The sequence below is a fragment of the Streptomyces sp. NPDC001770 genome (assembly GCF_053596135.1).
On record NZ_JBSFFN010000006.1, the window covers coordinates 73,297 to 100,282 of the forward strand.

Genomic DNA, 26,986 nt, shown 5'->3' on the forward strand with positions numbered 1-26,986 from the left:
GATGAGACTCACGCGCGTCATCGGCATCGGCGCGGGACTCGCGGTCGTGGCCGTCGCGGCGACCTCCGGAGTGATGGCCCTCGACCAGGAGGGCACCACCACCGTCACCGCGTACTTCGACCGGGCCACCGGCGTCTACCCAGGCTCCGACCTGCGCATCCTCGGCGTCAAGGTGGGCAGCGTCACCTCCGTCGAACCGCGCGGCGAACAGGTGCGGGTCACCCTCCGCGTCGACAAGGACATCAAGGTCCCCGAAGGGGCGCACGCGGTGCTCGTCGCCCCCAGCCTCGTCGCCGACCGGTACATCCAGCTCGCGCCCGCCTACACTGGCGGCGCCACCCTCGCCGACGGCGCGGTGCTCCCCGCCGACGGCAACGCCGCACCCGTCGAGGTCGACCAGCTCTACGCCTCCATCACCGAACTCTCCACCGCGCTCGGCCCGGACGGCGCCAACGCGAACGGGGCGCTGGCCCGGCTCCTCGACACCGGAGCCAAGAACCTCGACGGCAACGGCAAGGCCATCGGCGACTCCATCGAGCAGTTCGGCAAGGCGACGAAGACCCTCGACAAGAGCAGCACGGACCTCTTCGACACCCTGTCCTACCTCCAGTCCTTCACCACCATGCTCAAGGACAACGACGGCGAAGTCCGCTCCGCCGAACAGCAGTTGAACTCCGTCACCGGCTTCCTCGCCGAGGACAAGGAGAACCTCAGTGCCGCCCTGGCCGAACTCTCCACCGCCCTCGGCCAGGTGAAGACCTTCATCGAGGACAACCGCGAGTCGCTCAAGACCAACGTGGACGCGCTCGTCCCGCTCACCCAGATCCTCGTCGACCAACGGGCCTCGCTCGCCGAGTCCCTGGACACCCTCCCGCTCACGGCCGGCAACCTCGTCAACGCGTACGACCCCGTCAATCGCACCCTGGACGGACGGACCAACCTCAACGAGCTGAGCATGGGCGGCTACTTCCCCGACCAGCCCTCGTCCGGCGCCGCGACGACCGGCACCACGGCATCCGGCAGCGGCGGCGCGGCGACCCTGAGCGGACTCGCCGCGGTGGACGCCTCCCGCCAGGCGGAACTGCCCGTCCTGCCGCTCCCCGCCGTCGGCACCGTCTACGGCACGCCCGAGAAGACGGCCACCGGTACCGACCGGTCCGGTACCGACACGTCCGGTACCGAAGAGAAGGAGGCCGGCCGATGAGCAGGGCCGCGTACCGACCCAGGGGCCGGGTGATCGCAGGGGCGGCCGGAGTGGCCGCGGTGGGCGTCGCCCTGGTCCTCGTCGTCACCCAGGTCGACGCACCGTCGTTCAACGGGATCGAGCAGCTCCCGCTGCCCGGCGGCGCCGACCTCGGCGACCACCCGTACGAGATCACCGCCGAGTTCGCCGACGTACTCAGCCTCGCCCCCCAGTCCTCCGTCAAGGTCAACGACGTGGCGGTGGGCCGGGTGACCGACATCGCGCTGGGCCAGGACGGCTGGACCGCGAAGGTCACCATGCGGATCAACGGGAGCGTCGGCCTCCCCGCCAACGCCCTCGCCCACCTCGAACAGTCCAGCCTCCTCGGCGAGAAGTTCGTCCAGCTCTCCCCGCCCGCCGAAGGCAGGGCCGAGGGCGCCCTCGCGGACGGCGACCGCATCCCGCTCGACCGCACCAACCGCAACCCGGAGGTCGAAGAGGTCCTCGGCGCGCTCTCCCTGCTCCTCAACGGCGGCGGGGTCAGCCAGCTCAAGACCATCACCACCGAGCTGAACAAGGCGCTCACCGGACAGCAGCCGGAGATCCGGTCGATGCTCCAGCGGGTCGACACCCTCGTCACCGACCTGGACGACCACAAGGAGGACATCACCCAGGCCCTCGACGGCGTCAACCGGCTCGCCGCCACCCTCGCCGCCCGCAAGCAGGACGTCGGCACCGTCCTCACCGGCCTCAGCCCGGGCCTCAAGGTCCTGGAGGAGCAGCGCGGCCAGCTGCTGACCATGCTGAGCTCGCTCGACACCCTGTCCACCGTCGCCGTCGACACGATCAACAAGAGCAAGGCCGACATGATCGCCGACCTCAAGGCCCTCGCGCCCACCCTCAAGGCGCTCGCCGACTCCGGCGACGCGCTGCCCGACTCCCTCCAGGTGCTCGCCACCTACCCGTTCACCGACGAGGTCCTGCGCGGCGTCAAGGGCGACTACCTCAACGTCTACCTGGACATGACCGCCGCCCCCGGTTCCCAGATCATCCCGCCGTACGACCCGAACGCGACGACCACCCCGGAAACCCCGACGGCGGAGACGGCCTCCCTCGCCTCCCTGCCCCTGCCGCTTCCCCCGGTGACCGCTTCGAGCACAGGGAGCGACCGATGATCACCACGGCCATCCGTCTCAAGAACATCGCCTTCCTCGTGATCTCGGTGCTCGTCCTCGGCTTCCTCGGCGTCCGCTACGCCGACCTCGGCCACTATGTCGGGCTGCGCGACTACTACACCGTCACCGTCCAACTGCCGCAGACCGGCGGGCTCTTCACCCACTCGAACGTCACCTACCGGGGCGTCTCGGTGGGCCGGGTCGGCCCCATCGAGCTCACCGACGAGGGCGTCGAGGCCGAACTGCGCATCGACAACGACTCCCCGCCCATCCCCGACAGCCTCACCGCCGTCGTCGCCAACCTCTCGGCGGTCGGCGAGGAGTACGTCGACCTGCGCCCCACCCGCTCCACCGGCCCGTTCCTCGGCAACGGATCGGTGATCGACCAGGCGGACACCACCATCCCCGCACCCCCCACCGACGTACTCGTCAGCGTCAACGACCTGGCGTCCTCGGTGGACCTGGAATCGCTGCGCACCGTGGTCGACGAGTTCGGCACCGCGCTGGCCGGACGGGGCGACGACCTCCAGGTCCTGCTGGACACCGGCAGCGAGTTCGTCGACGCCGCCGACAAGGCCCTCCCCGCCAACATCAAGCTGATGCAGGACGGCGAGACGGTCCTGCGCACCCAGGCCGAACAGGGCGACGCGCTCAAGGGCTTCGCCGACGGGGCGAAGGACCTGGCCGCCGAACTGAAGGGTTCCGACAGCGATCTGCGCCGGCTGATCGCCGCCACCCCCGGTGCCACGACCCAGCTCAGCGCGCTCATGCGCGACCTCGACCCGGGCTTCGGTGTGGTGGTCGCCAACCTCCTCACCACCTCCGAGGTCGCCGTCACCCGCCAGCGCGGCATCGAGGAACTCCTGGTGAAGCTGCCCGCCGTGGCCGCCGCAGGGGCCAGCGTGGTGGACGAGGACGGCGCACGGTTCGGCATGGCCGTCACCTTCTTCGAACCCCTGCCCTGCACCGCCGGATACGGCGACACCGTCTACCGCAACGGCCTCGACACCACCAAGGGGCCCGCGGTCAACACCAAGGCGCGCTGCACCGCGTCCCCCGGCACCGGCGTCGAGGTGCGGGGTCCGGCCAACGCTCCGAAGGGCGGCGCGGTCCCCGACCCGGTGAAGCCGGTGACGACCCTGACCGGTTCCGCGTCGGACACGATCCTCCCCGGAGCGTTGTCCGCCGGTTCCCTCTCCGCCACTTCCTCGACGGACTCGACCACCGCCATGGCCGGGCTGCTGGGACTGGGGGGAGGCGCATGAGCACGCGGGCGAAGAACCTCACCGGCTGGGCGGTCCTCCTCGCCGCCGTGCTCGTCTGCGCGCTGGGCGGCTGGTCGTACGCGGCGGCCCGGAGCGACGAATCCGTCTCGTACGCCAAGAGCAGGGACGCCGCCCTCGCCGCCGGGCGGAGCCGGCTGGCCCGGCTGAACAGCATGGACGGGACCGACGCCGCGAAGATCGACGCCGGGCTCGACGGCTGGCTGAGCGTCACCACCGGACCGCTCCACGACCAGCTGAAGAGCACCCGCACCAAGGACGCGGCCGCGTTCCGGTCGGCCGGGACCAGTGCCAGGGGCACGGTCACCGACGCGGCGCTCACCGCCCTGGACGAACGCGGCGGCACGGCGCAACTGATCGCCACCGTCGAGGTGAAGGTGACCCCGCGCACCGGAGCGGCCGGCACCGAACGCAAACGGTTCGAGGCCGCCCTGGAGCGTACGGGCGACGGCTGGAAGGTCAAGGCGCTCACCGCCATCCCGGTCGGAGCGGCCACATGAGCGCGGCGCGGACGGGCACGGCGGCCCCGCACGACAGGGACGAGCACGACGGCGGAGAGGCAGCGGCGGTGAGCGTTACCGGCCAGGACGTGGAGGAGCGTACCGAGGCAGCACCCACCTCCACCAAGGCGCCCGGTCCCCGGGGCGCAGGCGGCTCCACGGAGGAAGCCACGCCCCCCGAGGACGGCGCGCCCGGCGCCTCGCCCGGTACGGGGAACCGCTGGCGTCGCGTCCTCGCGGGCGTCCTGGTCGTCCTGCTGATCGCCGCCGGAGCCGGCCTCTTCGTACGCGGCCGGCAGATCCGGGACACCCCCGCGACCGCCAACCAGGCCCTGACCGACACGGCCGCCACCGACCGCGTCACCGGTGACGTCAGCAACGCCCTCGCCACGGTCTTCTCGTACGCGCCGGGCACCACCGCCGCGACGAAGACCGCCGCCCAGCACCTGCTGGCGGGAGCGGCGCTCAAGCAGTACGCGGAGCTCTTCGGCCAGGTCGAGAAGCAGGCGGCCGACCAGAAGCTGACGCTCACCACCAACGTCGTGCGCGCCGGGGTCACCCGGCTCACCGGCGACAGCGCCCACCTGCTGGTCTTCCTGGACCAGGTGTACGAGCGCGAGGGCAAGGCCGCCACCACGGCCGCCGCCCAGCTCTCCATCACCGCCCACCAGCAGGACGGCGTCTGGCAGATCGTCGACATCACCTCCAGGTGACGAGGCACAGCGACACGGTGCCGGCCCGCACGGTGGCCGGCAGGGGAGAGGCAGCGATGGCACGGTCGATCAAGGCGACGAACCCGCTGGTGCGGGCGGCGAGTGCGCTGGCACTCGTGGCGGCGGTCGCGGCGGGCTGGGGCGGCTGGTCCTGGTACGAGGCGGCGCACGACGACTCCGCCTCGTACGCACAGGCACGCGACGACGCCCTCGCGGCGGGCGAGCAGGCCGTGCAGAACATGAACACGCTCGACCACTCCCGGCTCCAGGAGGGACTGGACAGCTGGGAGGACTCCACGACCGGAGACCTCCACCAGCAACTCGTCGACGGGCGGGACGCGTTCGTGAAGCAGATCGAGACGGCGAAGACGAAGAGCTCCGCCCAGGTGCTCTCCGGTGCCGTGACCGAACTGGACGAACGGGCCGGCAAGGCGAGCCTGATGGTGGCCCTTCGCGTCACCGTCACCGCGCCGGAGGGCGACCCGGCGGTGAAGGAGAGCCGGATGCTCGGCCAGCTCACCCGGACCTCCCAGGGGTGGAAGCTCAGCGCCCTCGGCCAGGCGCCCGTCGGCAACACCGCCGGCTGACGCCGCCGGCCCCGCCACCCCGCCCCACCCCGAGAGGAACCCCGGACATGTCGACGACCCGTCACCTCGTCAACCGGCAGCGCAGACTGGCCACCGTCGCCGCCGACCGCACCACCGCGCCCCACGCCACCTCCTCGCCGACGGCCTCGCCGACGGGTGAGGAGACGGACACCACGGATCTCGCCGACGCGGGTGGTGGCGTTCCGCAGGACGGAGATCCGGCCGACGACCCGGAGCAGTCCGACGCGTCCGACGGGGCCGAGGCGGAGGACGCCGACTCCCCGGCCGAGCGGGAGGCGGAGGCCGAGTCCCCGGAACGCCGGTCCCGCCGCCTCCGTATCAGCCTCCCCGCCCTCCTCTGCGTACTCACCGTGCTGCTCGGTGTCTTCGCCGCCTGGGCGTTCACTTCCGCCGCCACCCTCCGCGACGACCCCGGCCGCCGTAACACCGCGCTCACCGACATCGCCCGCACCAGCGAGGTCAAGGGACAGATCACCGAGGCGGTCGGCGCCGTCTTCAGCTACGACTACGCCTCCACCGAGAAGTCCGACCGTGCCGCCAAGACCTACCTGACCGGCAAGGCGGTGCGGCAGCACCAGGACATGCTCGCCGAGGTACGGGAGCAGGCCCCCGAGCAGAAGCTCGTCCTCACCACGACCGTCACCGAGAGCGCGGTCGAGCGGCTCGACGGCGACCGGGCGAGGCTTCTCGTCTTCGCCGACCAGAGCAACACCCGCACCGGCGCCAAGGAGGAGACGACCTACGCCGCGGCCATGTTCGCCGTGGACGCGGTCCGCAGCGACGGCCGCTGGCGCATCGCGGCCATCGACACCTTCACCCAGTGACCCGGGGAGAGACGGACAGATGAGGTTCAACGGCTCCATGCGGCGCGGACTCACCGGCACGGCCACGGCCGTCGCCGCGATGGCCGCACTCACGGCCTCGCAGGCACCGGGTTTCGCGGGTGCCGCGCACCAGGACGAGGCGAAGAACGTGGCCACCGACGAGGTGGTCTGGACGCACGTGCCCAACGACGACTCGTACCACACCGAACTGCCGCCCCTGGAGTCGCCGACTCCGCCGGTGCCGCCGAAGCCGGGCGTGAAGCAGACCCCCGCCGTGGTCCGCGCCTGGGCCGAGGCGGGCATCCCGGCGACCGTGCTCGCGGCGTACCGCAAGGCCGGGGCCACCGTCGCCCGGACCGACGGTTCCTGCCGGCTGCCGTGGCAACTCCTCGCCGCCATCGGCAAGGTGGAGTCCGGGCACGCCGCGGGCGGCAGGGTGGACAAGGCCGGTACGACCCTCTCCCCGATCCTGGGCCCCGTACTGAACGGCGCCGGGTTCGCCGACATCCCGGACACCGACAACGGCGCCTACGACGGTGACCGCACCTTCGACCGGGCCGTCGGGCCGATGCAGTTCATCCCGTCGACCTGGGCCCACTGGGGCCAGGACGGCAACGGCGACGGCCTCCGCAACCCGAGCAACGTCTACGACGCGACGCTCGCCGCCGGCCGCTACCTCTGCGCGGGGACCCGCAACCTCTCCGTCGGCGCCGACCTCGACCGCGCGATCCTCAGCTACAACCACTCGGACACCTACCTGCGCACGGTGCTGTCCTGGATGGCGTACTACGGCGACGGAGCCCACCCGGTCCCGGACGGCCAGGGCCCCCTGCCCACCACCCCCGGCGCGGGCGGCCCCACCGAACCGTCCGCCCCGGTCGGTGGCCCCGGCACCATCATCATCGGCCCCCAGCCCTCCGGCAGCCCCCGCCCGTCCGCCTCGCCCACTCCCACCCCGTCCGGCTCGCCCGACCCCGGCACCACCCCGGACCCCAGCACGACACCGGACCCCGGCACCACCCCTGACCCCGGCACCACGCCCGATCCGAGCACCACGCCCGACCCCAACACGACCCCGGACCCGACCGGCACCGGGACGCCCGACCCGACGGACTCCGCCACGACGGACCCCACGGACCCGGCCACCACCGACCCCACGGACCCGGCGACGACCGAGCCCACCGCCCCCGCCACCACCGGCCCCGAGCCAGGCTGCACGGACCCGGCCGCCGACCCCGCCGCCGGCCCCGAGGCCACCGGCGACCCGTGTGCCGCCCCGACCGACGGGGCGACGGCGTAAGGCTGCGGCCGGTGCCGGCCCAGGTCACCGCTGACCGGGCCGGTGCCGGCCCAGTTCACCGCCGGCCGAATCGGCGCCGGGTCTCCTCGTCGGCCGGCAGGAACGTCTCCAGATGCAGCCCGTCCAGGGCGGCATCGGTGGCGGTGCTGAGGGTGGCGGACGTGCTGAAGAACCGGAGCGGGGCCCCGTCCACCTCGATGCTGAGGGTGATCACCGGTCCCGCCACCGGAACGGAGGCGTCGGAGGCGTCGAGGTACCCGGCGATCTCCACGGCGAGCGCCCGGTGCTGTCGGTCGTGGGTGCGCTCGGCGCGGTGGCGCACCTGGCGCAGCAGATGGCTGCCCCACTCCTCGAAGTTGCCGATCCGGCCCGCCAGCCCGTCCGGATGCAGACAGACCCGGACCACGTTGACCGGCGGCTCCAGCAGTTCCGGCGCACACCCGGCCAGCAGTCCGTGAGCGGCGGCATTGGCGTCGACGATGTCCCAGTGATCGTCCAGGAGCAGCGCAGGGTAGGGCAGATGCGCGTCGAGGAGCCGGCGCAGGCCGTCCATCACCACCTCGACCGACACGTCCTCCCATGGCAGATCCCGGTAGCGCGGTGCGTAACCGGCGGCCAGCAGGATGCCGTTGCGGTCCCGCAGCGGCACGTCCAGGCTCTCGGAGAGACGCACGATCATCTCCGGGGTCGGGTGGGCCCTGCCGTTCTCCACCCGGCTGAGGTGCCGCGTGGACACCCGGGAGTGGTTGGACAACTCCTGCTGGCTGAAACGGCGTCGCTCGCGCCACATCCGCAACAGCGCTCCGGGGGGCGGTCCTTCGGTGGCGATCCTCATGTCCGCGAGTCTAGAAGCGTGCGTCCGAGGGGCCATGACCTCCGGAGTCATGGCTCCGCAGACCCGTCCGGGCCAGGATTCCGGCATCGGCCGAACCGGACGAACGGAGAGACGGACATGGCGGACACCGCAGACACGCCAGGCGCGACAGACACGGTCCAGCGGTACCTGGCCACCTGGAACGCGAGCGGCGAGGAGAGGGCGAAGCTGCTCTCCGAGCACTGGTCGCCCGAGGTGACGTACACCGATCCGTTGGCCGAGGTCTCCGGCCACGAGGGGATCGCGACGGTCGTCGACGGAGTCCGGGAACAGTTCCCGGGGCTGGTGTTCACCCAGGTCGGTGAGGCGGACGCGCACCACCGGCAGTTGCGGTTCCGCTGGGGCCTCGGCCTCCCGGGAGCCGAACCGCTGGTGATCGGCTTCGACGTCCTGGTGCGGGACGAGTCCGGACGGATCAAGGACGTGCGCGGCTTCCTGGACGAGGTGCCGGCATGACCGCGCCGCCTCGCGGATACGCGATCGGCTACCTGAGAAACGTCGAACTCGGCCCGGACATAGCGGAGTACATCGAGCGGATCGAAGGCACGATGGCCCCGTACGGCGGTCGCTTCCTGGTGCACGGCGGACGGCTCGTCGCGCACGAGGGGGAGTGGGACGGTGACCTCGTGGTGCTGGAGTTCCCCGACACCGCCGCCGCGCAGGAGTGGTACGAGTCGCCCGCCTACCAGGCGATCCTGCCGCTCCGCACCGAGCACGCGACCTCCATGGTCGCGGTGGTCGAGGGAGTGGGGGACGACTACCGCGCCGCCGGCAAGATCCGGCAGCTGTTCCCGTCCCAGGACGCCCCCCAGTAGGAGGAGGATCCGCGACCCGCCTCACTCGCCCCCCGACAGCACCTCCGAGAGGTCGTACCGCACCACTTCCGCCAACTGCCCGTAGGTGCAGCCGGAAGGGGTGCGGTCGGGGCGCCAGCGGCGGAACTGCGTGGTGTGGCGGAAGCGGTCGCCCTCCATGTGGTCGTACCTCACCTCGCAGACCCGCTCCGGACGCAGCGGCACCCACGACATGTCCTTCTTCCCCGACCACCGGCTCGGTGCACCCGGCAGCCTGGCGCCCTCGTGCGCCGCGGCGTTCGCCCAGGCCCCCCAGGGGTGTTCGTCCGGGAGTGTCCTCAACGGCGCCAGTTCGTCGACCAGTTCGGCCCGGCGTTTCATCGGGAAGGACGCGCACACACCTACGTGCTGGAGTACGCCCGCGTCGTCGTACAACCCCAGCAGCAGCGAGCCGACGACCGGGCCGCTCTTGTGCTCGCGGTAACCGGCCACTACGCAGTCGGCGGTCCGCTCGTGCTTGATCTTGAACATGGAGCGGGTGTCCGGTCGGTAGGGCAGGCCGAGCGGTTTGGCGACGATCCCGTCCAGACCCGCGCCCTCGTACTGGTCGAACCACCGCTGCGCGACCTCCCGGTCCGTGGTGGCCGGGGCGAGGTGGACCGGAGGTACCGCGCCCGCGAGCGCCGCCTCCAGTGCCGTACGCCGGTCCGCCTGCGGAGTGTCGAGCAGCGACACGTCGTCCAGGGCCAGCACGTCGAAGGCGACCAGGGACGCGGGGGTCCGCTCGGCGAGGAGCCGTACCCGGGATTCGGCCGGGTGGATGCGTTCGCTGAGCCGGTCGAAGTCGAGGCGCCCGCCGTGCGCGAGCACGATCTCCCCGTCGATCACGCAGCGCGGCGGCAGCGACTCCAGGACCGCCGGGACCAGCTCGGGGAAGTAGCGGGTCAGCGGCTTTCCGGTACGGCTGCCGATCACCACCTCGTCGCCGTCCCGGTGCACGATCGCCCGGAAGCCGTCCCACTTCGCCTCGTACTGCATGCCCGGCGGGATCGTGGCGACGGACTTGGCGAGCATCGGCTTCACAGGAGGCATCACCGGCAGGTCCATGGACCCGATTCTGCGCGAAACCCCACCGCCCGTCCTTCGATATGCGGCATTTGCGTCCCCCGCCTACGGTGGCCGACATGGGAGCTGCGGTGGAACTCGACGTGGACGGGCGGCCGGTGCGGCTGTCCAACCCGGACAAGGTGTACTTCCCGGAGAAGGGCTACACCAAAAGGGACGTGGCGGAGTACTTCCTCGCCGTGGGCGACGGGATCACCCGCGCGCTGCGCGACCGGCCCACCACCCTCCAGCGCTTCGTCGACGGCGTGGAGGGCGAGTTCTTCTACCAGAAGCGGGCGCCGAAGAACGTGCCCGACTGGATTCCCACCACCCGCATCTCCTTCCCCAGCGGCCGGCACGCCGACGAGATCTGCCCCGCCGGACTCGCGGCGGTGCTCTGGGCCGCCAACCTCGGCACCCTCACCTTCCACCCGTGGCCGGTACGGAACACCGACACCGACCACCCCGACGAGCTGCGCATCGACCTCGACCCGCAGCCCGGCACCGACTACGCCGATGCCGTCGAGGCCGCCCACGAACTCCGCTCGGTCCTGGAGGACCACGGGCTGCGCGGCTGGCCCAAGACCTCCGGCGGACGCGGCATCCACGTCTTCGTGCCGCTGGTGCCCGAGTGGACCTTCACCGAGGTGCGCCGGTCCGCCATCGCCGTGGGGCGCGAACTGGAGCGGCGGATGCCCGACCGGGTCACCACCGCCTGGTGGAAGGAGGAGCGCGGTGAGCGGATCTTCGTCGACTACAACCAGACCGCCCGCGACCGTACGATCGCCTCCGCCTACTCCGTACGGCCCTTCCCGCACGCCCCGGTCTCCGCCCCGCTGCGCTGGGAGGAGATCGACGACGCCGAACCCCGCGACTTCGACATCAGGACCATGCCCCAGCGGTACGCGAAGGTGGGCGACGTCCACGCCGAGATGGACCAGCACGCCTTCCGTCTCGACCTCCTGCTGGAACTCGCCGAACGGGACGAGCGGGAACACGGGCACGGCGACCTGCCCTATCCGCCGGAATATCCCAAGATGCCCGGCGAGCCCAAGCGCGTGCAGCCCAGCCGGGCCCGTGCGGAGGACGAGCCGGACGGCAAGGCGCCGGACGGCAACGAGCCGGAGGCCGACGGGTGAGCGGCGAACGGACGCCCCCGGGCCCCGAGGACGACGGCACCGGCGGGAGCGGAAGCGACAGCGGGCCGGGCACCGCCGGAGAGACGGCGGGACCCACCCCGGGGGCCGCCTCCGGGCACACCCGCCACGGCGCCCACGGCCGCCCCTCCACCACGCGCGACAAGTGGCACGCCTTCAAGGATTCGCCGTACTTCCCGGCGACCGTGCTGCTGTTCATCCTCGCCGCCGCGGCGGGCCTCTTCGCCGGCTCGTACACCTACGCCATGGCCAACCCCACCCCTCACCGCATTCCGGCGGCCGTGATCGGACAGCCCGCCTCGCCGCGCGGGACCGCGTTCGTGGCGGGGATGGAGAAGGCCCTGGACGCCTCCCTGGTCCTGCACGAGTACGACACGACGGCCGAGGCCGACGAGGCGCTCCAGGAACAACGTGTCTTCACCATCCTGCGCGCCGGCAACGACCGGGTGCACCTCGACGTCGCCGCCGCCTCCGGCGCCTCCGTGGCCCAACTCCTCGCCGAGGCGGGGGAGAAGGTGGGCAAGGCGGTCGGAGTGCCCGTCACCGTCCGGGACGTCAAACCGCTCCAGCCGGGCGACCCGCGCGGACTCGCGCTCTTCTACATCTCGCTCGCCGCCGTCATCCTCGGCTTCGTCGGCGCCATCCAGCTCAGCGTCCACGCCCGCACCCTGACCCCGCTCGAACGCATCCTCTTCACCGTCGCCCACGCCCTGTTCGGCGCGTTCGCCATCGCCGCCGTCGTGGACTGGGGGCTCGGCGCGCTCGACCTGCCGTTCCTCCAGTCCTGGCTGATCCTGGCGTTCACGATGTTCACCAGCGCCATGGTCTTCACCATGTTCAACACCCTCATCGGACGGTGGGCGATGCTCCCGACCTGGGGCGTCATGGTGCTGCTCGGCAACCCGTCGTCCGGCGGCGCCGTCTCCTGGCCGCTGCTGCCGTCGCTGCTCGGGCACATCGGCCGCTGGCTGCCTCCCGGCGCCTCGGTCAACGCCCAGCACACCGCCGTCTACTACCACGGGCACCAGTTCCTCTTCCCCTACCTCGTGCTCGGCGTCTGGGCCCTGGTCTCCTGCGCGGTCTTCTGGACCTGGCGCCACCGCCACCCCGGCGGCCGGCCGAAGGAACCCGAGCACGCGGCGGCGTCCGGCTGATCACCCTCGCGGTCGGCCGAGTCGTCGGACACGGCCCAGACGGAGCTGCTCCTCCTCCACGATGAGCCGGGCCAGCGCCCCGTCCGACACGTCCACCGCCTCCGGCACCGCCTCCGCGAGATCGCTGCGCCGGGCGTACGCGTCGAACGCCCGGTCCTTGCGGGCCAGCAGCGCCATCATCCGCTGGTCGACGCTGTCTGCCGTGAGCAGCCGGTGCACTTGGACGCTGCGTATCTGACCCATCCGGTGCGCCCGCGCCACGGCCTGGTGCTCCAGGGTGGGCTTGATCTGCGGCTCGCAGAGGATGACCACGGAGGCGGCCTGCATGTTCAGCCCGGTGCCCCCCGCCTGGATCTGGCTCAGCAGCACCGCGTGACCGCGCGCCGCGCCGAACGCGTCCACCAGCTCCTGCCGGCGGCCCGCCGCGACGTTCCCCGCGACCGGCCCGAACACCCCGTCGCCGAGGGCCGTCCGGACGGTCGCCAGCACCTCGCGGAAGTAGGAGAACACCACCACCTTGTGCCCGTTGCCGGCCGCCTCGGCGACGAGCTCCCGCAGCCGCGCCAGCTTCGCCGACTCCTCGGGCACCGCGTACGCCGCCCGGCGCATGCGCATGAAGTGGCCGTCGTCCACCGCCGCGCGGTAGGCACGCAGGTCGGCCTCGCTGAACTCCACCCACTCGTCGGCCCGGACCAGCGCGGGCAGTTCGGGAAGGACGTCCTCCTGGTTGCGCCGGAGATAGGCGGGTGCCACCGCGCGGCGGAAGGCCAGTGAGCCGGCGGCGCCGTGCACGGTGCCGACCGGGGGCGCCAGCTCGGGGCGGAGCAGGCGGATCAGGCTGCGGAACTCCGCCACCCGGTTCTCCATCGGCGTGCCGGTGAGGAAGAGGACGTGCTCGGCCCGGTCCGCCCACCCGGCGACCGCCCGCGACCGGCGGGTACCGGGATTCTTCACGTAATGCGCCTCGTCCACGACGAGCATGGCCGGCCGCACGCCCGCCACCACCACGTCCGGCAGGGCGTGGAGCGCGTCGAACGTGGTGAGCGCGACCCCGCCCGAGTGGAGCCACTGACCGAACGCCTCGCTCCGGTCGGGGCCGTGCACCGGCACCACGCCCAGCGTGGAGCGGGCGCGGATCTCGCGCGTCCAGTTGACGAGCACGCTCGCCGGGCACACCACCAGGAAGTGGCATTCGCCGCCCGCCGCCAAGTGCGCCAGCGCCGCGATGGCCTGCACCGTCTTGCCCAGACCCATCTCGTCCCCGAGCACCACCCGCTTCTGGGCGAGCGCGAACCGGGCCCCGAACGACTGGTAGCCGCGCAGCGACACCCGCAACCGCGTGTCGTCCAGCCGCTGCCCGCGCACCCGGTCCGCGATCGCGGACGGCAGGAACCCCTCGGCGGCTTCCCGGTCCGGGCCGGTGCCCGACAACTCGGCGAGCAGACCGTAGTACTCGGCCGACCGCAGCTCGAAGTCGACCCAGGCCGACGCCTCCGGTTCGTCGGCCCGCAACAGGTCGACGCACACCTGGCCGAAGAGGAGCGGGAGCCGCTGCTCCTCGGCCTCCGCCAGCACCGTCCGCACGCCCTCCACCGCCGCCGCGACCCGCCCACGCGCCTCCCGGCCGAGGAAGAGGGGACGCAGCCGCCCCCTGGCCGGTGCCGCCGCGGCCAACGGCTCCTCCAGCCGGCCGATCAGGCGCAGTGCCGCCTCGCGGGCCCGCCGCGCGTCGGGGCCCGCTTCGACCAGCCGGTGCAGGGCCACCACCAGCGCGCCGGTGGCGGGGTCCGGGGCGTCCGCGTCGAGGCGCACAGCGACCGTGTCGCGGACCGCGTGCGCGAGCTGCTCGGCGGCGGCCAGCGCCTGGTCCGCGGTCTGCGCCCCGACGCCGGGCAGCCGCCGGAGCTCGTACCGGCTCGTCGTGCGCACCGCGCCGACCGTGCGGAACCCGGCCTGTTCGAAGGCGGTGATGCGCAGCCGCCCCTCCGTCACGTCGCGGAGCCGGGCGACCGGGATCGTCTCCAGCTCCCGGCCGACCAGGGAAGCGACGAGGGGGTCGAGCACCGAGCGCACGGCGTCCAGCGCGCGATCAAGGTCCGCGGGCACCGCACGGGCCGCCGCCAGCAGCGCGTCCGCGTCCGCGAGCAGCGGCCGGACCGCCTTTCCGGCGCCCGCCCCGGTGCCCGTAGCGCCGTCCTGTGGCATGTACGTACGTCCCTCTGTCCCGCCGCCCCGCCCGACCCGGGACACCACGCAGGGGTCCCGCGGGCCCCCATGGTTTCACGAGCGCGAGGTGGGAGGGCCGCCACCGCCCCGGCGGCGGAGACCGGATCGTGCCTGGCCGGGCGTTCCTCCTCCGGCCGGCCGTCCGCGGACTGCGGCGTCCGGTCACCGGTGGCAGACTCGAATGGCCAGGGAATCCCTGCGCGACAGCACGTCCACGACCTGCACGACGAGTCAAGCGGGGGCGTCAGACGGCCCCCTGCTGGAGGAGCGCAGCGCCATGCTCGACCCGACCTTCGTCCCGGGCGCCCCGAACTGGATCGACCTCGGCACACCCGACCTCGACGGAGCCACCACCTTCTACCGGGGCCTGTTCGGATGGGATTTGGTCCCCGGCGGCCCCGAGACCGGCGGCTACGGGATGTACACCCTGGACGGCCGGACCGTCGCCGGGGCGATGACCGTCACCGACGAACAGGCCAAGCCGACCTGGTCGGTGTACTTCCAGTCGCCCGACGTGGACGCGACCGCCCGCGCGGTCGAAGCCGGGGGCGGAAACGTCCCCTTCGCGCCGATGGACGTGCTGGAGTACGGCAGGATGGGCGGGTTCACCGACCCGGCGGGCGCCTACTTCGGCTCCTGGCAGCCCAAGCAGAATCCCGGACTCGGCGCGACCCAGGTGCCGGGCACGCTCATCTGGTCCGAGCTCTACGCGCCGGACGTGGAGGAGGCGAAGGCGTTCTACGGAAGCGTCTTCGGCTGGCACACGGAGGCCACCGAGTTCCCCGGCGGCACCTACACGATGATCCGCCCGGCCGGCACCGAGGGCGACGAGGCGTTCTTCGGCGGACTGGTCGGCCTGGACGAGGTGCCGAGCGAGGCGCGGTCGGGGCCGCACTGGCTGCCGTACTTCTCGGTGGACGACGTCGAGGTGGTGCTGGGTGACGCGGTCCGGCTCGGCGGGGCGGTCACCCTCGGGCCGATGGACGTGGAGAAGGTCGGCGTGATGGCCAACGTCACCGACCCGTACGGGGCCTCCTTCGCCGTCATCAAGCCCGCGATGGACTGAACGTCTCCGGTCGTGCCGCCCCGGCTCCGCCCGGTCGCGGGCGTGGCCAGAAGTGGTCGTTCAACGGATGTTTATTGACGGGCGGCATGCTGGGCGCATGCTGATCAACACCACCACCGAGGACGCACTCGCCTGGCAGGAATCGGCCCTGTGCGCCCAGATCGGTCCCGACTTCTTCTTCCCCGCACCGGGAAGCTCGACGCGCGAGGCGAAGCGGCTCTGCTTCGCCTGCGAGGGCCGGATCGCATGCCTGGAGTACGCCCTCGCCAACGACGAGCGCTTCGGCGTCTGGGGAGGCCTGTCGGAGAACGAACGCGACCGGCTGCGCCGTTCCGGCCGCGCGAGCGCCTGACCGGGGAGCGGCCGGAGGGCCGAGGAGCGCCCGACCGGGAGCGGACGGGCGGCCGGACGGGCTCAGGCGGCCGGGATCCGGAAGGTCTTCCCGTACACCCGCCACTCCAGCGGGGTGGCCAGCTTGAAGTTGCCGTCGTCCAGGAACTTCATCTGCATGGTGTCGATCCGGGAGGTGTCACGCCCCTTGCGCTTCGCCAGGATCGCCTTTTTGCTCGCGTCCAGGAAGATGTCGAGGTACTCCTCCTCGTCACCGCCCTCGGCCACCGTGTCGGCGTCCGACAGAGCCGCTTCGCGGATGCCGTAGAAGCCCGTGGCGCTGTCGTCGGGACCGTGCAGCACCATCGCGTCGTAGTAGATGTACTGCCCCAGGGGCCCCAGCCCGTCGAGCTTCGCCTGCCGTACTGCGGGATCGAAGTAGAGGCGGTCCCGGCTCTCCTCCTGCGCGGTGCGGAACGCCTCGTCCTGCGCGGCGAGCTTCCAGGCGTCGGTGAACCCGGGGTCCAGGCCCTCGTGCGACCCGCTGCCGTTCACCTTGCGCAGCGCCGGCAGGAAGGGTGCCAGCGGATTGCCCGGGTGCGCGGCCGTGTAGCGCTCCACGAGGTCCAGCATGTCGCTGGTGCCCGAGCAGAAGCCGACGATCCCGGCGGTGTAGCCCAGGCCGTCCCCGGTGTCCTCGATCGCGTCGAACCGGCTCCGCCAGTCGAGCGTGGAGCTGTTCGCGCTGGAGACCAGCTCCGCGGCGATCTCCTTCATCGCCGGATCGGCCAGCCCCGGAGGCTGCTCCGCGATCTCCGCGTCCTCCTCGGCGCGGATGTCCGCCGCCGACTGCTTCTCGTTGGCCGCCGAGGGCTGCCCGGTGTCCGAGGGGAGTTCGTCGCCGCTGCCACCCCCGAAGACCAGGGAGAGGACGATGATGACCGGTACGCCGATGACGGCGAGACGTATCGCAGGTTTCACGCGGCACAGTCTAGGGCGGTTCACAGGAGTCCCACTGGTCAGCCCTGCCCCAGCTCCGCCCCGGGTCCGCCGGGGCGCTTCCTCGGGGTGATTCCTCCGGAAGCGCCCGCCGTGACCGGTCCCGCGGGCCCTACTTCTGCCAGCCCACGGTCTCCGGGAGCGGGTTGAAGAAGATGGTCGCCCCGGCGTTGACGAGCCCCTTCTTCACCGCGTACGTCGACGGGCCGCTGAACAGCGGCAGGAACGCGTACTCCCGCAGTGCCTTCTGCTCGACCTCGTTGACCGCTGTCACCTGCTCGTCGAGGTCGGCGATCTCCGTGGTGGCGCGGATCTCCGCGTCCAGGGCCGGTGAGCCGGCACCGGTGAGGTTGGAGTCACGGTCCGAGCAGTAGAAGTCGCAGAGGTACCGCGCGCCGAACGGGTCCATGGAGCGGTTGCCCGACAGGAAGAGGTCGAACTTGCGCTCGCTGAGAATGGTGGCGAAGTCGGCCTCGTCGGCCTTCTTGACGACGAGGTGGATGCCGACCGGCTTCAGCATCGCCGTGAAGGCGCCGGCGAGGGCCTTGTCCAGCGGGTCGTCGCCGAGGAGCGTGTAGCCGATCTCGAGCTTCTGGCCGCCCTTCGCCCGGACGCCGTCCGCCCCCGCCTTCCAGCCCGCCGCTTCGAGCGACGTCTTCGCCTCCTCGGGCGCGTACGTCAGCACGGAGGAGAGGTTGTCCCGGTAGCCCTTCTGGAAGCTGTAGAGCACCGCCGAACCGGGCAGGGGCTCCGTGTAGTCCAGCCCCTGGAACTGGATCTTCGCGATCTGGGCGCGGTCGATGCTCTCCTCGATCGCCTTGCGGACCTCGCTGTCCGCGAGGACGGCGGATTTGGTGTTGAAGTACAGCGCGTACTCGAAGGGGCTGCCGCCGCTGCGGATCTCGCTCCCCTTGAGCCCCTTCACCTGGTTGAGGCTCTCCGCGTCGACGGCGGAGGCGAGGTCGATCTCACCGTTCTTGAACGCGTTGACCGCGGCGGTCGACTCCAGGTTCACGTAGACGCGTTTGTCGAGCTTGCCCTTCTTTCCCCACCACTTGGGGTTGCGGACGAAGGTGATGTTGCCGGAGTGGGTGTCCCAGGAGCCCACGGTGTACGGGCCCGCGCCCCACTCGGGGTGCGCCTTCTTCACGTAGGCGTCGTTGAAGTGCGCGACCGTGGCGGCCTCGGGGTGCAGGAAGGTGGTGAAGAGACTCGACCAGGAGGCGTTGACCCCCTTGAAGGTGATGACCGCCTGTTTGGCGTCCGCGCCCTTCTCGACCGAGGTGATCCGGTCGTAGCCGTCCGTGGAGGAGGCGGCGAACTCCTTGTCCGAGCCGTTGTTTGCCTTCCAGGTCGCCTCGATGGCGGTCCAGTCGATCGGTGTGCCGTCGTTGAACACGGCCTTCGGGTTGATCGTCAGGGTGACCTTCTGGTTGCCGCCCTCGACGGTGACCTTCACATCGCTGTAGTAGTCCGGGTTGTACTGCACCTCACCGGTCGGCGAGTAGGTGATCGCGTCCGCGTTGTACCAGGCCCAGACCCGGGCGGCGGTCAGCGTGGAGTTGACGTTGAAGGGGTTTCCCTGGTCGTCGAAGGTCCCGACCGTCGTGTACGTACCGCCGTCCCTGACCTTGTCGTACGGCTGCGGGTTGTAGTCCGCGGCGCCCGAGGCGGCGGACGGGGCGTTCTTCCCGTCCGCCCGGGAGGTGTCCTTCCCGGAGGACGAGCACGCGGTGGCGGTGACGGAGAGGGCGGCGATCAGGGCGAGCGGCAGGGCCAGTCGTGCGCGCATGACGGGACGGTTCCTTCGGAGTCGGGGGTGGGGGGAGGTGGAGCGGAGTGACGACGCGAGGCCGGTGGGGCCGGCCTGCGCGACGGACGGGGCCGTGGGGTGCTCAGACGGCATGGCAGGCGTAGCTGTGGCCCGGCCGTCCGGCCACCGGCGTCGGCGCGGGGCGTTCCGTACGACAGCGCCGGCGTACCTCTTCGCCGGCGAGGCGGTACAGCGGACACCGGTCGACGAAGACGCAGCCCGCGGGCAGCCGGGTGGCGCTCGGCTGCTCGCCCTGGAGCACGACGCGCTCGCGGCTGCGCTCCCGCTCGGGGTCCGGCACCGGGATCGCCGACAGCAGGGCCTTGGTGTAGGGGTGTTGCGGGGCGGCGAAGAGGCTCTCGGTGTCCCCGGTCTCCACGACGTGGCCGAGATACATCACCGCGATACGGTCGGAGACGTACCGGATCACGGCGAGGTCGTGCGCGACCACCAGGTAGGCGATCCCGAGTTCGCGCTTGAGCCGGGCCAGCAGGTTGATCACACCGGCCTGTACGGAGACGTCGAGCGCGGACAGCGGTTCGTCGAGGACCAGCAGCTTCGGCTCGGTCGCCAGAGCCCGGGCGATACCGACCCGTTGGCGCTGGCCGCCGGAGAGCGCGGCGGGGAAGCGGTCGCCCACCGCCGCGTCCAGGCCGACGAGGCCCAGCAGTTCGGCGGTCCGGGCGCGGATCGACCCCCGGTCCCGCCGAATCGCACGCAGTGGCTCGGCGAGCAGTTCGGAGACGGGGAGCCGCGGGTCCAGGGCCCCGAACGGGTCCTGCATGACGATCTGCACGTCGCGCCGCAACTCCCGTACCGCCGCCGCGGAACCGAGGGTGGCGAGGTCCCGTCCGGCGACCTCGATGCGGCCTCCTTCGGGCCGCCGCAGCCGGAGGATCTCCAGCAGCGTGGTGGTCTTGCCGCTGCCCGACTCGCCCACCAGCCCCAGGGTCTCGCCGGACCGGAGCTCGAACCCCACCCCGTCGACGGCGCGCAGGGTGCCGACCCGGCGCTTGAGGACCGTGCCCCTGGTGACGGGGAAGGTCTTGACGAGGTCCTCCACGCGCAGCACGACCTCGCCCGCGCCGGGGGAGCCGGAGCGCGTCCCGGAGGGCGGTGCGACGGGCGCGGTGTCCCCGGCCGGGTCCAGGGTGCCGCCGTACGTCTCCTCGGCGCGCAGGCAGGCCACCTCACCGTGCCCGCCGATGTCCCGCAGGGAGGGTTCGCCGGTGCGGCAGGCGTCGAGTGCGACCGCGCACCGGGGCGCGAAGGGGCAGCCCGTGGGCAGGCCCACCAGGGCGGGCGGCTCCCCGGCGATCGGGAGCAGGGGCCGGTGCACCCCGCTGTCCACGGTCGGTACGGCGGCCAGCAGCCGCGCGGTGTACGGCATCGCCGGCCGCCGGAACAGCTCGTCGACGCCCGCCCGTTCCACGATGCGGCCCGCGTACATCACCGCGACCTCGTCCGCGTGACCGGCCACGACCCCGAGGTCGTGGGTGATCAGGACGAGCCCGGCGCCGGTCTCGCGCTGGGCGAGCCGCAGGACGTCGAGGATCTGGGCCTGCACGGTGACGTCGAGCGCGGTCGTCGGCTCGTCGGCGACGAGGACGGACGGCTCGTTGGCGATCGCCAGCGCGATGACGACGCGCTGGCGCATCCCGCCGGAGAACTCGTGCGGGAAGGAGCCGGCCCGCTCGCGGGGGTCCGGGATGCCGACGAGGCCGAGCAGCTCCACGGCCCGCTCCCGGGCGGCCCGCTTCGACAGGTCCTGGTGGACCCGGAGGGCGTCGGAGAGCTGCCGGCCCACGGTGAAGATCGGGGTGAGCGCGGAGAGCGGGTCCTGGAAGACCATGCCGATGGACTTGCCCCGGACGCCTGAGAGCTCCTTGTCCCCGAGCCCGACCAGGTCCCGGCCGCCCAGCAGCACCTGGCCCCGCAGCTCGGCGGCGGGCGGGAGCAGGCCCATGATGCCCATCGCGGTGGCCGACTTGCCCGAGCCGGACTCGCCGACGATCCCGAGCGTCCGGCCCGGAAGCAGGTCGAAACCGACCCCGCGCACCGCCTCCACCCGGCCGGCCTCGGAGGGGAAGGAGATCCGCAGATCCCGCACCGAGAGCACGGGCGCTGCGGCCGCGGGCGGCACGGGCCCTGGCAGCGGAGTCGTGAGGGTCATCGCCGGCCTCCCGCCGCACCGGTCGCGGACGTGGGATCGAGGGCGTCCCGCAGCCCGTCGCCGACGAGGGTCATCGAGACGGTCAGCAGCACGACCAGGCCCGCGGGGAACGCGAAGAGCCAGGGCGCGCTGGTGATGGCCCCGGCACCGTCCGCGAGCATGGTGCCGAGCGAGACGTCCGGGGTCTGGACGCCGAACCCGAGGAAGGACAGCGCGGTCTCGCTGAGCACCGTGGCGACGACCCCGAGCGTCAGGTTGACGATCAGCAGCGAGCCGAGGTTGAGGATGATGTGGCGGAGGATGATGCGCAGCGGCCTGACCCCCATGAACTCCGCCGCCGTGACGAAGTCCCTCTCCCGCAGGGAGGTCGAGACCGACCAGATCACCCGGGCCGTGGACATCCAGCCGAACACCGTCAGCACGAGGATGAGGACCCGCCAGTCGCCGGCCAGCCGGTGGGAGACCAGGGCGAGGATGAGGAAGCTGGGGACGACCAGCAGGAAGTGGATGACGGCGAGCGTCGCCTTCTCGGTCCGGCCGCCGAAGTACGCGGCGCTGGAACCGATGACCGCCGCGACCACGACGGTCAGCACCGACACGCTCACCGCGATGACCAGGGAGCGCTTCAGGCCGTGCACGGCGGACGCGTAGATGTCGTTGCCGCCCTGGTTGGTACCGAACCAGTGGGCGGTGCTCGGGGGCCGGGTGAGCGCCGCGAAGTCGGCGTCGGAGTACGCGTACGGGGTGAACAGGCCGCCGAAGACGCTGAAGAGCACCAGGGCCACCAGGATCACCACACCGAGGACGGCGAGCCGGTTGCGCAGGAACCGCCGCAGATGGAGCCGGGCCAGGCCGAGATGCCGGCCGTCCTTCGCGGGAGGCGCGGGCCGAGCGGGCCCTGCGGTGGTGTCCGTCGTCAGGTCTGCCGCCACGTCAGCTCACCCGCACTCTCGGATCGAGGAAGACCGTCGCGATGTCCGCGAGGATCGCGCCGATCGCGGTCAGCCCCGCGGCGAAGGCGGCCGTGGCGACCGCGCCGTGCACGTCGTTCTTGCCGATGGTCTGGATGAAGTAGCGGCCCATGCCGTTCCAGCCGAAGACCGTCTCGGTGATGACCGCGCCGGTGAAGAGGGCCGGGACGCTGAACGCCACGGAGGTCGCCGTCGGGATGAGGGCGGCCCGCAGCGCGTGCCGTCGGACGGCCTGGGCCCGGGTGAGACCGGTGGCCCGGGCGGTCCGCACGAAGTCGGCGTCGATGGTGTCGAGCAGCAGCGAGCGCTGCGTCAGGTGGTATCCGACGTAACCCATCAGGGTCAGCGTGAGCGTCGGCAGGACGAGATGGAGGAGACGGTCGCCGATGGTCGGCCACATCCCTTCGACCCCAGGGGAGTTCTCCCCGGCCACCGGGAGGAAGTGCACGCCCGCGTGCTGGTTGAGCCAGATGGCGACGAAGACCACCGCGAGCGCGGCGACCGACGTGGGTACGTTGAACACCGCGATGGACACGGCCTGCGAGACCCGGTCCGCCCAGCCGTACTGCCGGGACGCGGTGTACACCCCCAGTCCCACCCCCACCACCACGGACAGCACCGTCGCGACGAGCACCAACTCGGCGCTGACCAGGGACCGGTAGCCGATCTCCCCGTTGACCCGGACACCGGTGGGGGACTTCCCCCAGTCGAAGTGGAGCACCACCGAGGTGAGCCAGTCCCACCACCGGTGCACCACCGGCACCCGCGGATCCAGGTTGTAGGGCGAGAGGGCCCGGTCGATCTGCACTTCGCTGCGCGCGGGGCGCAACTCCTTGAAGTTCGACCGCGGGTCGAGAAACCAACTGGCGAGGAAATAGGTCGCGTTGGTTGCCACGGCGATCATCAGCAACCAGCCCGCGATCTTTCGCGTCACGTGGCGGAGCATGGGCACCGCCTCCGTGGCCCGTGGGGTGGGGGCGGGGCGAGTGCGCCGGGGGAAGGGGGAGTTGGCATGGGGGGTGGGGGCCTTCTCGGGGGACGTGGGGGGACCTGGGGCCTCTCGTTCGGATCGGGCTGGGGCGAGAGACCCTGGGTGCGGCCGTCAGTCTGGTCCGGGCTTCCCGGGAGCGCCAGCGTTTCGGTGGTCCTGCCACGAGCCCGAAACGCCGCCGTAGTAATCACACCGGAACTCCGGGCGATGTGGGCGGACTTGGGAGGGGGTGCGCCCATCTTCCCGGTGTCCTGCCCGGTCCCGGTGATGCGTACGAACGGACCGGTCGCGTCACGGTCCGTAAAACCGTGGCGATGAATCGGCGGGTGCGCGGCAGAATCCCCCCATGACCGACAACCGTCCCCTCGTGCTGGCCTGCGCCCTGCTCGACGGCATCGACCCGCTTCCGTACCCCGCGCGCATGCGGGAACTGGCGCACCGCGCGCGGAAGCTGGCCTACGACGGGATGCTGCGTCCGGTGCTGGAGGAGCTGGAGGACGGCGAACCGTACGAACGCGGCGTGGCCGTCCTCGCGGCGGCGGCAGGCGGCGACCGGGAATGGGTGGCCCGGCACATCGCCGATGAGGACCCCTTCGTCCGCGGCCAGGCGCTGCGGGTGGCGGACGGCCTCGGCGTGCCCGACTCCGTGTTCGAGGAAGCGATGGCCGACGCGTCGGCCGCCGTACGGCTCCACCTGATCCGGGCGGTCGTCGCGAGCCGCCGCACGGCCCTCGCCGACCGGCTGATCGTCTCCCTGCGCCACACCTGGGGTGACGCCGAGGCGGCCCGGATGCTGCCCGGCTGCTCCCCGGAGACCGTGGCCGCCCTGCTGCCCGGGCTCTTCCACGCCGCCGCCTGCTGGTCCGCGCTCGGGCGCCACCACCCCGGTGCCTACCTCGACCAGGCGGCCCGCGAACTCGCCGCACTGCCGGAGGACCGGCGCGACCTCGGCTGGTGGTCGTCCGGGTGCGCGCTGGGCGTCGCGACGGCGGCCCGCCGGCTGCCGCACCGCGTCCTCGACCTGCTGGAGGCCTACCCGCCCGCCCGGCTCCCCTTCGTCCTCCGCCGCCACCTCGGCGCGCTCGTCGAAGCCGACGCGGGACGGTTCGTACGCCTGTTCCTCGGCCCCGGCCGGACGGAGTTCCCCCGCCACGGCGTCCTCAGCGGCGTCCTGCTGCGTCGCATGGCCCGGTCCGCGCCCGAAGAGGAACTGGTCGCGCTCGGCAGGACGCTGCGCGACGACTCCGCCGCGCTCGCCCGGCTGATGCGCGCCCTGCCCCCCGGCAGGCGGGCCGCCTTCCACGCGGCGGTCACCGGCCGGGACGACACCGGACCCACCGGAACACCCGTCGACGCCGCCGTGCTCGGCGCCCTGCCGCGCAACCGGGTCGCCGCGACCGCCCGGCGCATGGCCGTATGGGCCCGCGACCACGGAGAGCCCTGGGACACCGTCCTGCTCGCCGAGTCGTATCTGCCGCCCGAAGAAGTACGCGAACGCCTCCTCACCGCCACCCGGCGGCCGGCCGCCGAGGACCGCGCGACGGCCTGGAGCCTGCTGATCCGCAACGCCGGACGCTCCGGTGAACCCGCCACCGTCCACGCCGTACTCGACGACATGGGGCGGCTGCGCAACGAACAGGAACCCGTGCGGACCGCCGCGCTGGGTGCCCTCCTCGCCACCCCGCCCGCCCTCCTCACGGCCGCCTCCGAGCCCCTCCTCGACCGGATCGCCACCGACGCCGTCGAGGCCCGCGACTCGTCCGCCGCCACCCGCTCCTTCCTCTCCTCCCTCGCGGTGTCCGTCCTGCGCGAGCACGCCGTCACCGGCCGGCGCGCTCTCGTGAGCTGGTCGCTGCGCACCCTGGTCCGGCTCTCCGGCACCACGGGCGCCGCCGACCTGGGACGGCTCGACCGAACCCTGCGCAAGGGGCAGGAACACCTGGTGTTCGAAGCGCTCCGGCCCTGGCTGGAGGCGGGGGCCGACAAGTCGGACTACGAGCTCGTGCTGGCGCTCGCCCGGGCCGTCGGCCGCCGCGCCGAGGGCATGGACGAACTCCAGGAGCTGCTCCGTCAGGCCGTCCGCTACGGCAACACCGCCACCGCCCGAGAGGCGATCCCTCTGTGGCTGCGACCGGTACGCCTGCGCGACGCGCGCGTCGCGCAGGTCCTGGAACGGGACCGCTCCGCCGTCGTCCTCCCCGCCGTCCGGCGGATCGTCACCGCGCGCCGCACCGACCTGCTGGACCGTGTGCTCGGTGCGCCGGTGCCGCCCGGCAGGTTCGCCACGCGCGAGGCCGACCGTACGCTGCCGGTCCACCGCGAGGCCGTCCGCTGGGTGCCCCGGCAGCAGAAGGCCGCCCTGCGCGGACTGGAGAAGGCGGCAGGCGACAGGAAGCTGCCGCTGTGGACCCGGGCGGGGGCCGTCGCCCGGCTGGCGGCGGTACCGGGAGCGGGCGCCGGAGCCCTGCGGAAGTGGGCCGGCTCCCCGGACGTCCTGCTGGCCGAGACCGCGCTCGCCGCCCTCGGCCGTACCGACCGCCCCGCCGAGGCGCTGGACGAACTGCTCGACCACGTCGGCGGGGACAGGGCGCGCGTCGCCGTCTTCGCCGCGAGCCGGGCCTCCCGCCACGTCCGCCCCTCACGCCTCGCCGGCGTCCTCGCCGCACGGACCGCGCCCGGCACCGGCAAGATCACCAGCCGCAAGGAGATGGTGCGGCTCGCCGCCGTCCGGCTGCCGCTGGAACGCGCGGCCGAGGTGGTCGCCGACGCCTACGGCGAGCCGGGCCGGCACCCCGACGTACGGGCCGCGTGCGTCGCCTCCGCCGACGTGCTGCTCGGCAGCGAACGTATCTGGGACATGCTCGCCGACGCCGCCGGGAGCGACACCCCGGCCCTGCGCGGAGCCGTGCTGCGTACCGTCCCCCACCAGCTGCCCGAGTGGCACCGCGCCCGGTTCGCCCGGCTGGTCCAGGAGGTGAGCACCACCGGGGACCCCGAACTGGCCGCCGCCGCCCACCGGGTGCTGGCCCACTGGCTGCCCTGGGCGCACGGCGCGAGCGAGGTGCTCCTCGCCGCCGTCACCGACCTCGACCGCCGGGGCGGCTGGACCGGCGCGGCGGACGCCCTCGTCGACGGGGCGGCGGTCACCCCGGCGGGGGCCGACGCCCTGAACCGGACGCTCACCCTGCTGGCCACCGACGACACCGCGGACGACGCGGGCGCCGACCGCGACCGGCCGGGCCGCCAGCGCCTCGTCCACCTGGTGCGGGCGCTCACCGGCGGGCACACGGGCCCGACCGGGACGAAACGCGCCGTGCTCCTCGGCGCGGCGGACCGCCTCGCCGTGCACCGCGACACCGTCCCGCAGGCCGCCGCCCTCCTGGTCCGCGCCGTCGACCCGTACGCCACCGACGCAGACGTCCTGCACACCGACCTCGTCCGGCTCGCCGCCCTGCACGACGGCCGCCCCGCACTGGCCGCCAGGACCGCCCGTACCTTCCTCGGCCACCTCGTGGCGGCGCGACGGCACGGGGGCACGGACCCCGACGTCCTCCTCACGGTGGCGGGCCGGCTCACCGCGACCGGCGGCGACCCCGCGCAGGGGCTGCTCGCCGTCGCGCTCACGGTGGCCGGCGGCCGGAGCACGGAGTGGACCGCGCCCTGGCGCACCCAGCTGCGGATGCTGCGCCAGCATCCGGCGGCGGACGTCCGTGACGCCGCGTACGAGGAGTGGACCGCGCCGGAGTGA

At 72.6% G+C, this 26,986-nt stretch carries 23 protein-coding genes; 15 read left to right on the forward strand and 8 right to left on the reverse strand.

Going from position 1 to position 26,986, the window contains the following annotated elements:
* Window position 1 precedes the first annotated feature (1 nt).
* The 8 genes from ACWCSV_RS08105 to ACWCSV_RS08140 are packed head-to-tail and all read left to right on the forward strand — an operon-like array spanning window position 2 to window position 7,586.
* Complete coding sequence (locus ACWCSV_RS08105) at window positions 2-1,204, forward strand: MCE family protein (protein ID WP_451139684.1); 1,203 nt, start codon at window positions 2-4, stop codon at window positions 1,202-1,204.
* Window positions 1,201-2,358, forward strand: coding sequence for an MCE family protein (locus ACWCSV_RS08110; RefSeq protein WP_451139686.1), 1,158 nt, complete (start codon window positions 1,201-1,203; stop codon window positions 2,356-2,358). The genes ACWCSV_RS08105 and ACWCSV_RS08110 overlap by 4 nt, the downstream gene beginning before the upstream one ends.
* A complete protein-coding gene (locus ACWCSV_RS08115) occupies window positions 2,355-3,623 on the forward strand; it encodes an MCE family protein (RefSeq protein ID WP_451139688.1) in 1,269 nt (422 codons plus the stop codon). The genes ACWCSV_RS08110 and ACWCSV_RS08115 overlap by 4 nt, the downstream gene beginning before the upstream one ends.
* A complete protein-coding gene (locus ACWCSV_RS08120) occupies window positions 3,620-4,141 on the forward strand; it encodes a hypothetical protein (protein WP_451139690.1) in 522 nt (173 codons plus the stop codon). Before ACWCSV_RS08115 ends, ACWCSV_RS08120 begins: the two co-directional genes overlap by 4 nt.
* On the forward strand, window positions 4,138-4,854 hold the full coding sequence (locus ACWCSV_RS08125) for a hypothetical protein (protein WP_451139692.1): 717 nt from the start codon (window positions 4,138-4,140) through the stop codon (window positions 4,852-4,854). Before ACWCSV_RS08120 ends, ACWCSV_RS08125 begins: the two co-directional genes overlap by 4 nt.
* 56 nt (window positions 4,855-4,910) lie before the next feature.
* Complete coding sequence (locus ACWCSV_RS08130; protein ID WP_451139694.1) at window positions 4,911-5,441, forward strand: hypothetical protein; 531 nt, start codon at window positions 4,911-4,913, stop codon at window positions 5,439-5,441.
* Window positions 5,442-5,488: 47 nt separating this feature from the next.
* Complete coding sequence (locus ACWCSV_RS08135) at window positions 5,489-6,286, forward strand: hypothetical protein (RefSeq protein ID WP_451139696.1); 798 nt, start codon at window positions 5,489-5,491, stop codon at window positions 6,284-6,286.
* A 19-nt stretch (window positions 6,287-6,305) separates the two neighbouring features.
* A complete protein-coding gene (locus ACWCSV_RS08140) occupies window positions 6,306-7,586 on the forward strand; it encodes a hypothetical protein (protein ID WP_451139698.1) in 1,281 nt (426 codons plus the stop codon).
* Window positions 7,587-7,641: 55 nt separating this feature from the next.
* Here the strand turns inward: ACWCSV_RS08140 and ACWCSV_RS08145 are convergent, their stop codons facing one another.
* Window positions 7,642-8,421, reverse strand: a complete 780-nt coding sequence (locus ACWCSV_RS08145; RefSeq protein WP_451139700.1) for a helix-turn-helix domain-containing protein — start codon at window positions 8,419-8,421, stop codon at window positions 7,642-7,644.
* A 117-nt stretch (window positions 8,422-8,538) separates the two neighbouring features.
* Between ACWCSV_RS08145 and ACWCSV_RS08150 the strand changes: the two genes are divergently transcribed.
* Both ACWCSV_RS08150 and ACWCSV_RS08155 read left to right on the forward strand, forming a co-directional pair.
* Window positions 8,539-8,916 carry a nuclear transport factor 2 family protein gene (locus ACWCSV_RS08150; RefSeq protein WP_451139702.1) on the forward strand — a complete coding sequence of 126 codons (378 nt, stop codon included), beginning with the start codon at window positions 8,539-8,541 and terminating at the stop codon, window positions 8,914-8,916.
* Window positions 8,913-9,275, forward strand: coding sequence for a DUF1330 domain-containing protein (locus ACWCSV_RS08155; protein ID WP_451139704.1), 363 nt, complete (start codon window positions 8,913-8,915; stop codon window positions 9,273-9,275). Before ACWCSV_RS08150 ends, ACWCSV_RS08155 begins: the two co-directional genes overlap by 4 nt.
* Window positions 9,276-9,296: 21 nt before the next feature.
* Here ACWCSV_RS08155 and ACWCSV_RS08160 read toward each other — a convergent pair whose 3' ends face one another.
* Window positions 9,297-10,361, reverse strand: coding sequence for an ATP-dependent DNA ligase (locus ACWCSV_RS08160; protein WP_451139706.1), 1,065 nt, complete (start codon window positions 10,359-10,361; stop codon window positions 9,297-9,299).
* An 89-nt stretch (window positions 10,362-10,450) separates the two neighbouring features.
* Here ACWCSV_RS08160 and ligD point away from each other — a divergent pair, with 89 nt between their 5' ends.
* Window positions 10,451-11,497: a non-homologous end-joining DNA ligase gene (gene ligD / locus ACWCSV_RS08165; protein WP_451139885.1), complete on the forward strand. Its 1,047-nt coding sequence runs from the start codon at window positions 10,451-10,453 to the stop codon at window positions 11,495-11,497.
* On the forward strand, window positions 11,494-12,669 hold the full coding sequence (locus tag ACWCSV_RS08170; protein ID WP_451139708.1) for an ABC transporter permease: 1,176 nt from the start codon (window positions 11,494-11,496) through the stop codon (window positions 12,667-12,669). Before ligD ends, ACWCSV_RS08170 begins: the two co-directional genes overlap by 4 nt.
* Here the strand turns inward: ACWCSV_RS08170 and ACWCSV_RS08175 are convergent, their stop codons facing one another.
* Entirely contained in the window at window positions 12,670-14,874 is a 2,205-nt protein-coding gene (locus ACWCSV_RS08175; RefSeq protein WP_451139710.1) for a DEAD/DEAH box helicase, read from the reverse strand.
* 298 nt (window positions 14,875-15,172) lie between these two features.
* Here ACWCSV_RS08175 and ACWCSV_RS08180 point away from each other — a divergent pair, with 298 nt between their 5' ends.
* The gene (locus tag ACWCSV_RS08180) at window positions 15,173-15,961 is read left to right on the forward strand and encodes a VOC family protein (protein WP_451139887.1); all 789 of its coding nucleotides are present in this window, start codon (window positions 15,173-15,175) and stop codon (window positions 15,959-15,961) included.
* 97 nt (window positions 15,962-16,058) lie between these two features.
* Window positions 16,059-16,313 carry a WhiB family transcriptional regulator gene (locus ACWCSV_RS08185; protein WP_451139712.1) on the forward strand — a complete coding sequence of 85 codons (255 nt, stop codon included), beginning with the start codon at window positions 16,059-16,061 and terminating at the stop codon, window positions 16,311-16,313.
* A 62-nt stretch (window positions 16,314-16,375) separates the two neighbouring features.
* Here the strand turns inward: ACWCSV_RS08185 and ACWCSV_RS08190 are convergent, their stop codons facing one another.
* The 5 genes from ACWCSV_RS08190 to ACWCSV_RS08210 all read right to left on the reverse strand — a co-directional run bounded on the left by ACWCSV_RS08190 (window position 16,376) and on the right by ACWCSV_RS08210 (window position 23,193).
* Window positions 16,376-17,272, reverse strand: coding sequence for a chitosanase (locus ACWCSV_RS08190; RefSeq protein WP_451139714.1), 897 nt, complete (start codon window positions 17,270-17,272; stop codon window positions 16,376-16,378).
* 130 nt (window positions 17,273-17,402) lie between these two features.
* A complete protein-coding gene (locus tag ACWCSV_RS08195; protein ID WP_451139716.1) occupies window positions 17,403-19,082 on the reverse strand; it encodes an ABC transporter family substrate-binding protein in 1,680 nt (559 codons plus the stop codon).
* Window positions 19,083-19,185: 103 nt separating this feature from the next.
* Window positions 19,186-21,276 (reverse strand): dipeptide ABC transporter ATP-binding protein, encoded by a 2,091-nt coding sequence (locus ACWCSV_RS08200; RefSeq protein ID WP_451139718.1) that lies wholly within the window; start codon window positions 21,274-21,276, stop codon window positions 19,186-19,188.
* Window positions 21,273-22,196 (reverse strand): ABC transporter permease, encoded by a 924-nt coding sequence (locus ACWCSV_RS08205; RefSeq protein ID WP_451139889.1) that lies wholly within the window; start codon window positions 22,194-22,196, stop codon window positions 21,273-21,275. The genes ACWCSV_RS08200 and ACWCSV_RS08205 overlap by 4 nt, the downstream gene beginning before the upstream one ends.
* A 13-nt stretch (window positions 22,197-22,209) precedes the next feature.
* Window positions 22,210-23,193, reverse strand: a complete 984-nt coding sequence (locus ACWCSV_RS08210; protein ID WP_451139720.1) for an ABC transporter permease — start codon at window positions 23,191-23,193, stop codon at window positions 22,210-22,212.
* Between the two features lie 391 nt (window positions 23,194-23,584).
* Here ACWCSV_RS08210 and ACWCSV_RS08215 point away from each other — a divergent pair, with 391 nt between their 5' ends.
* Window positions 23,585-26,986: a hypothetical protein gene (locus ACWCSV_RS08215; RefSeq protein ID WP_451139722.1), complete on the forward strand. Its 3,402-nt coding sequence runs from the start codon at window positions 23,585-23,587 to the stop codon at window positions 26,984-26,986.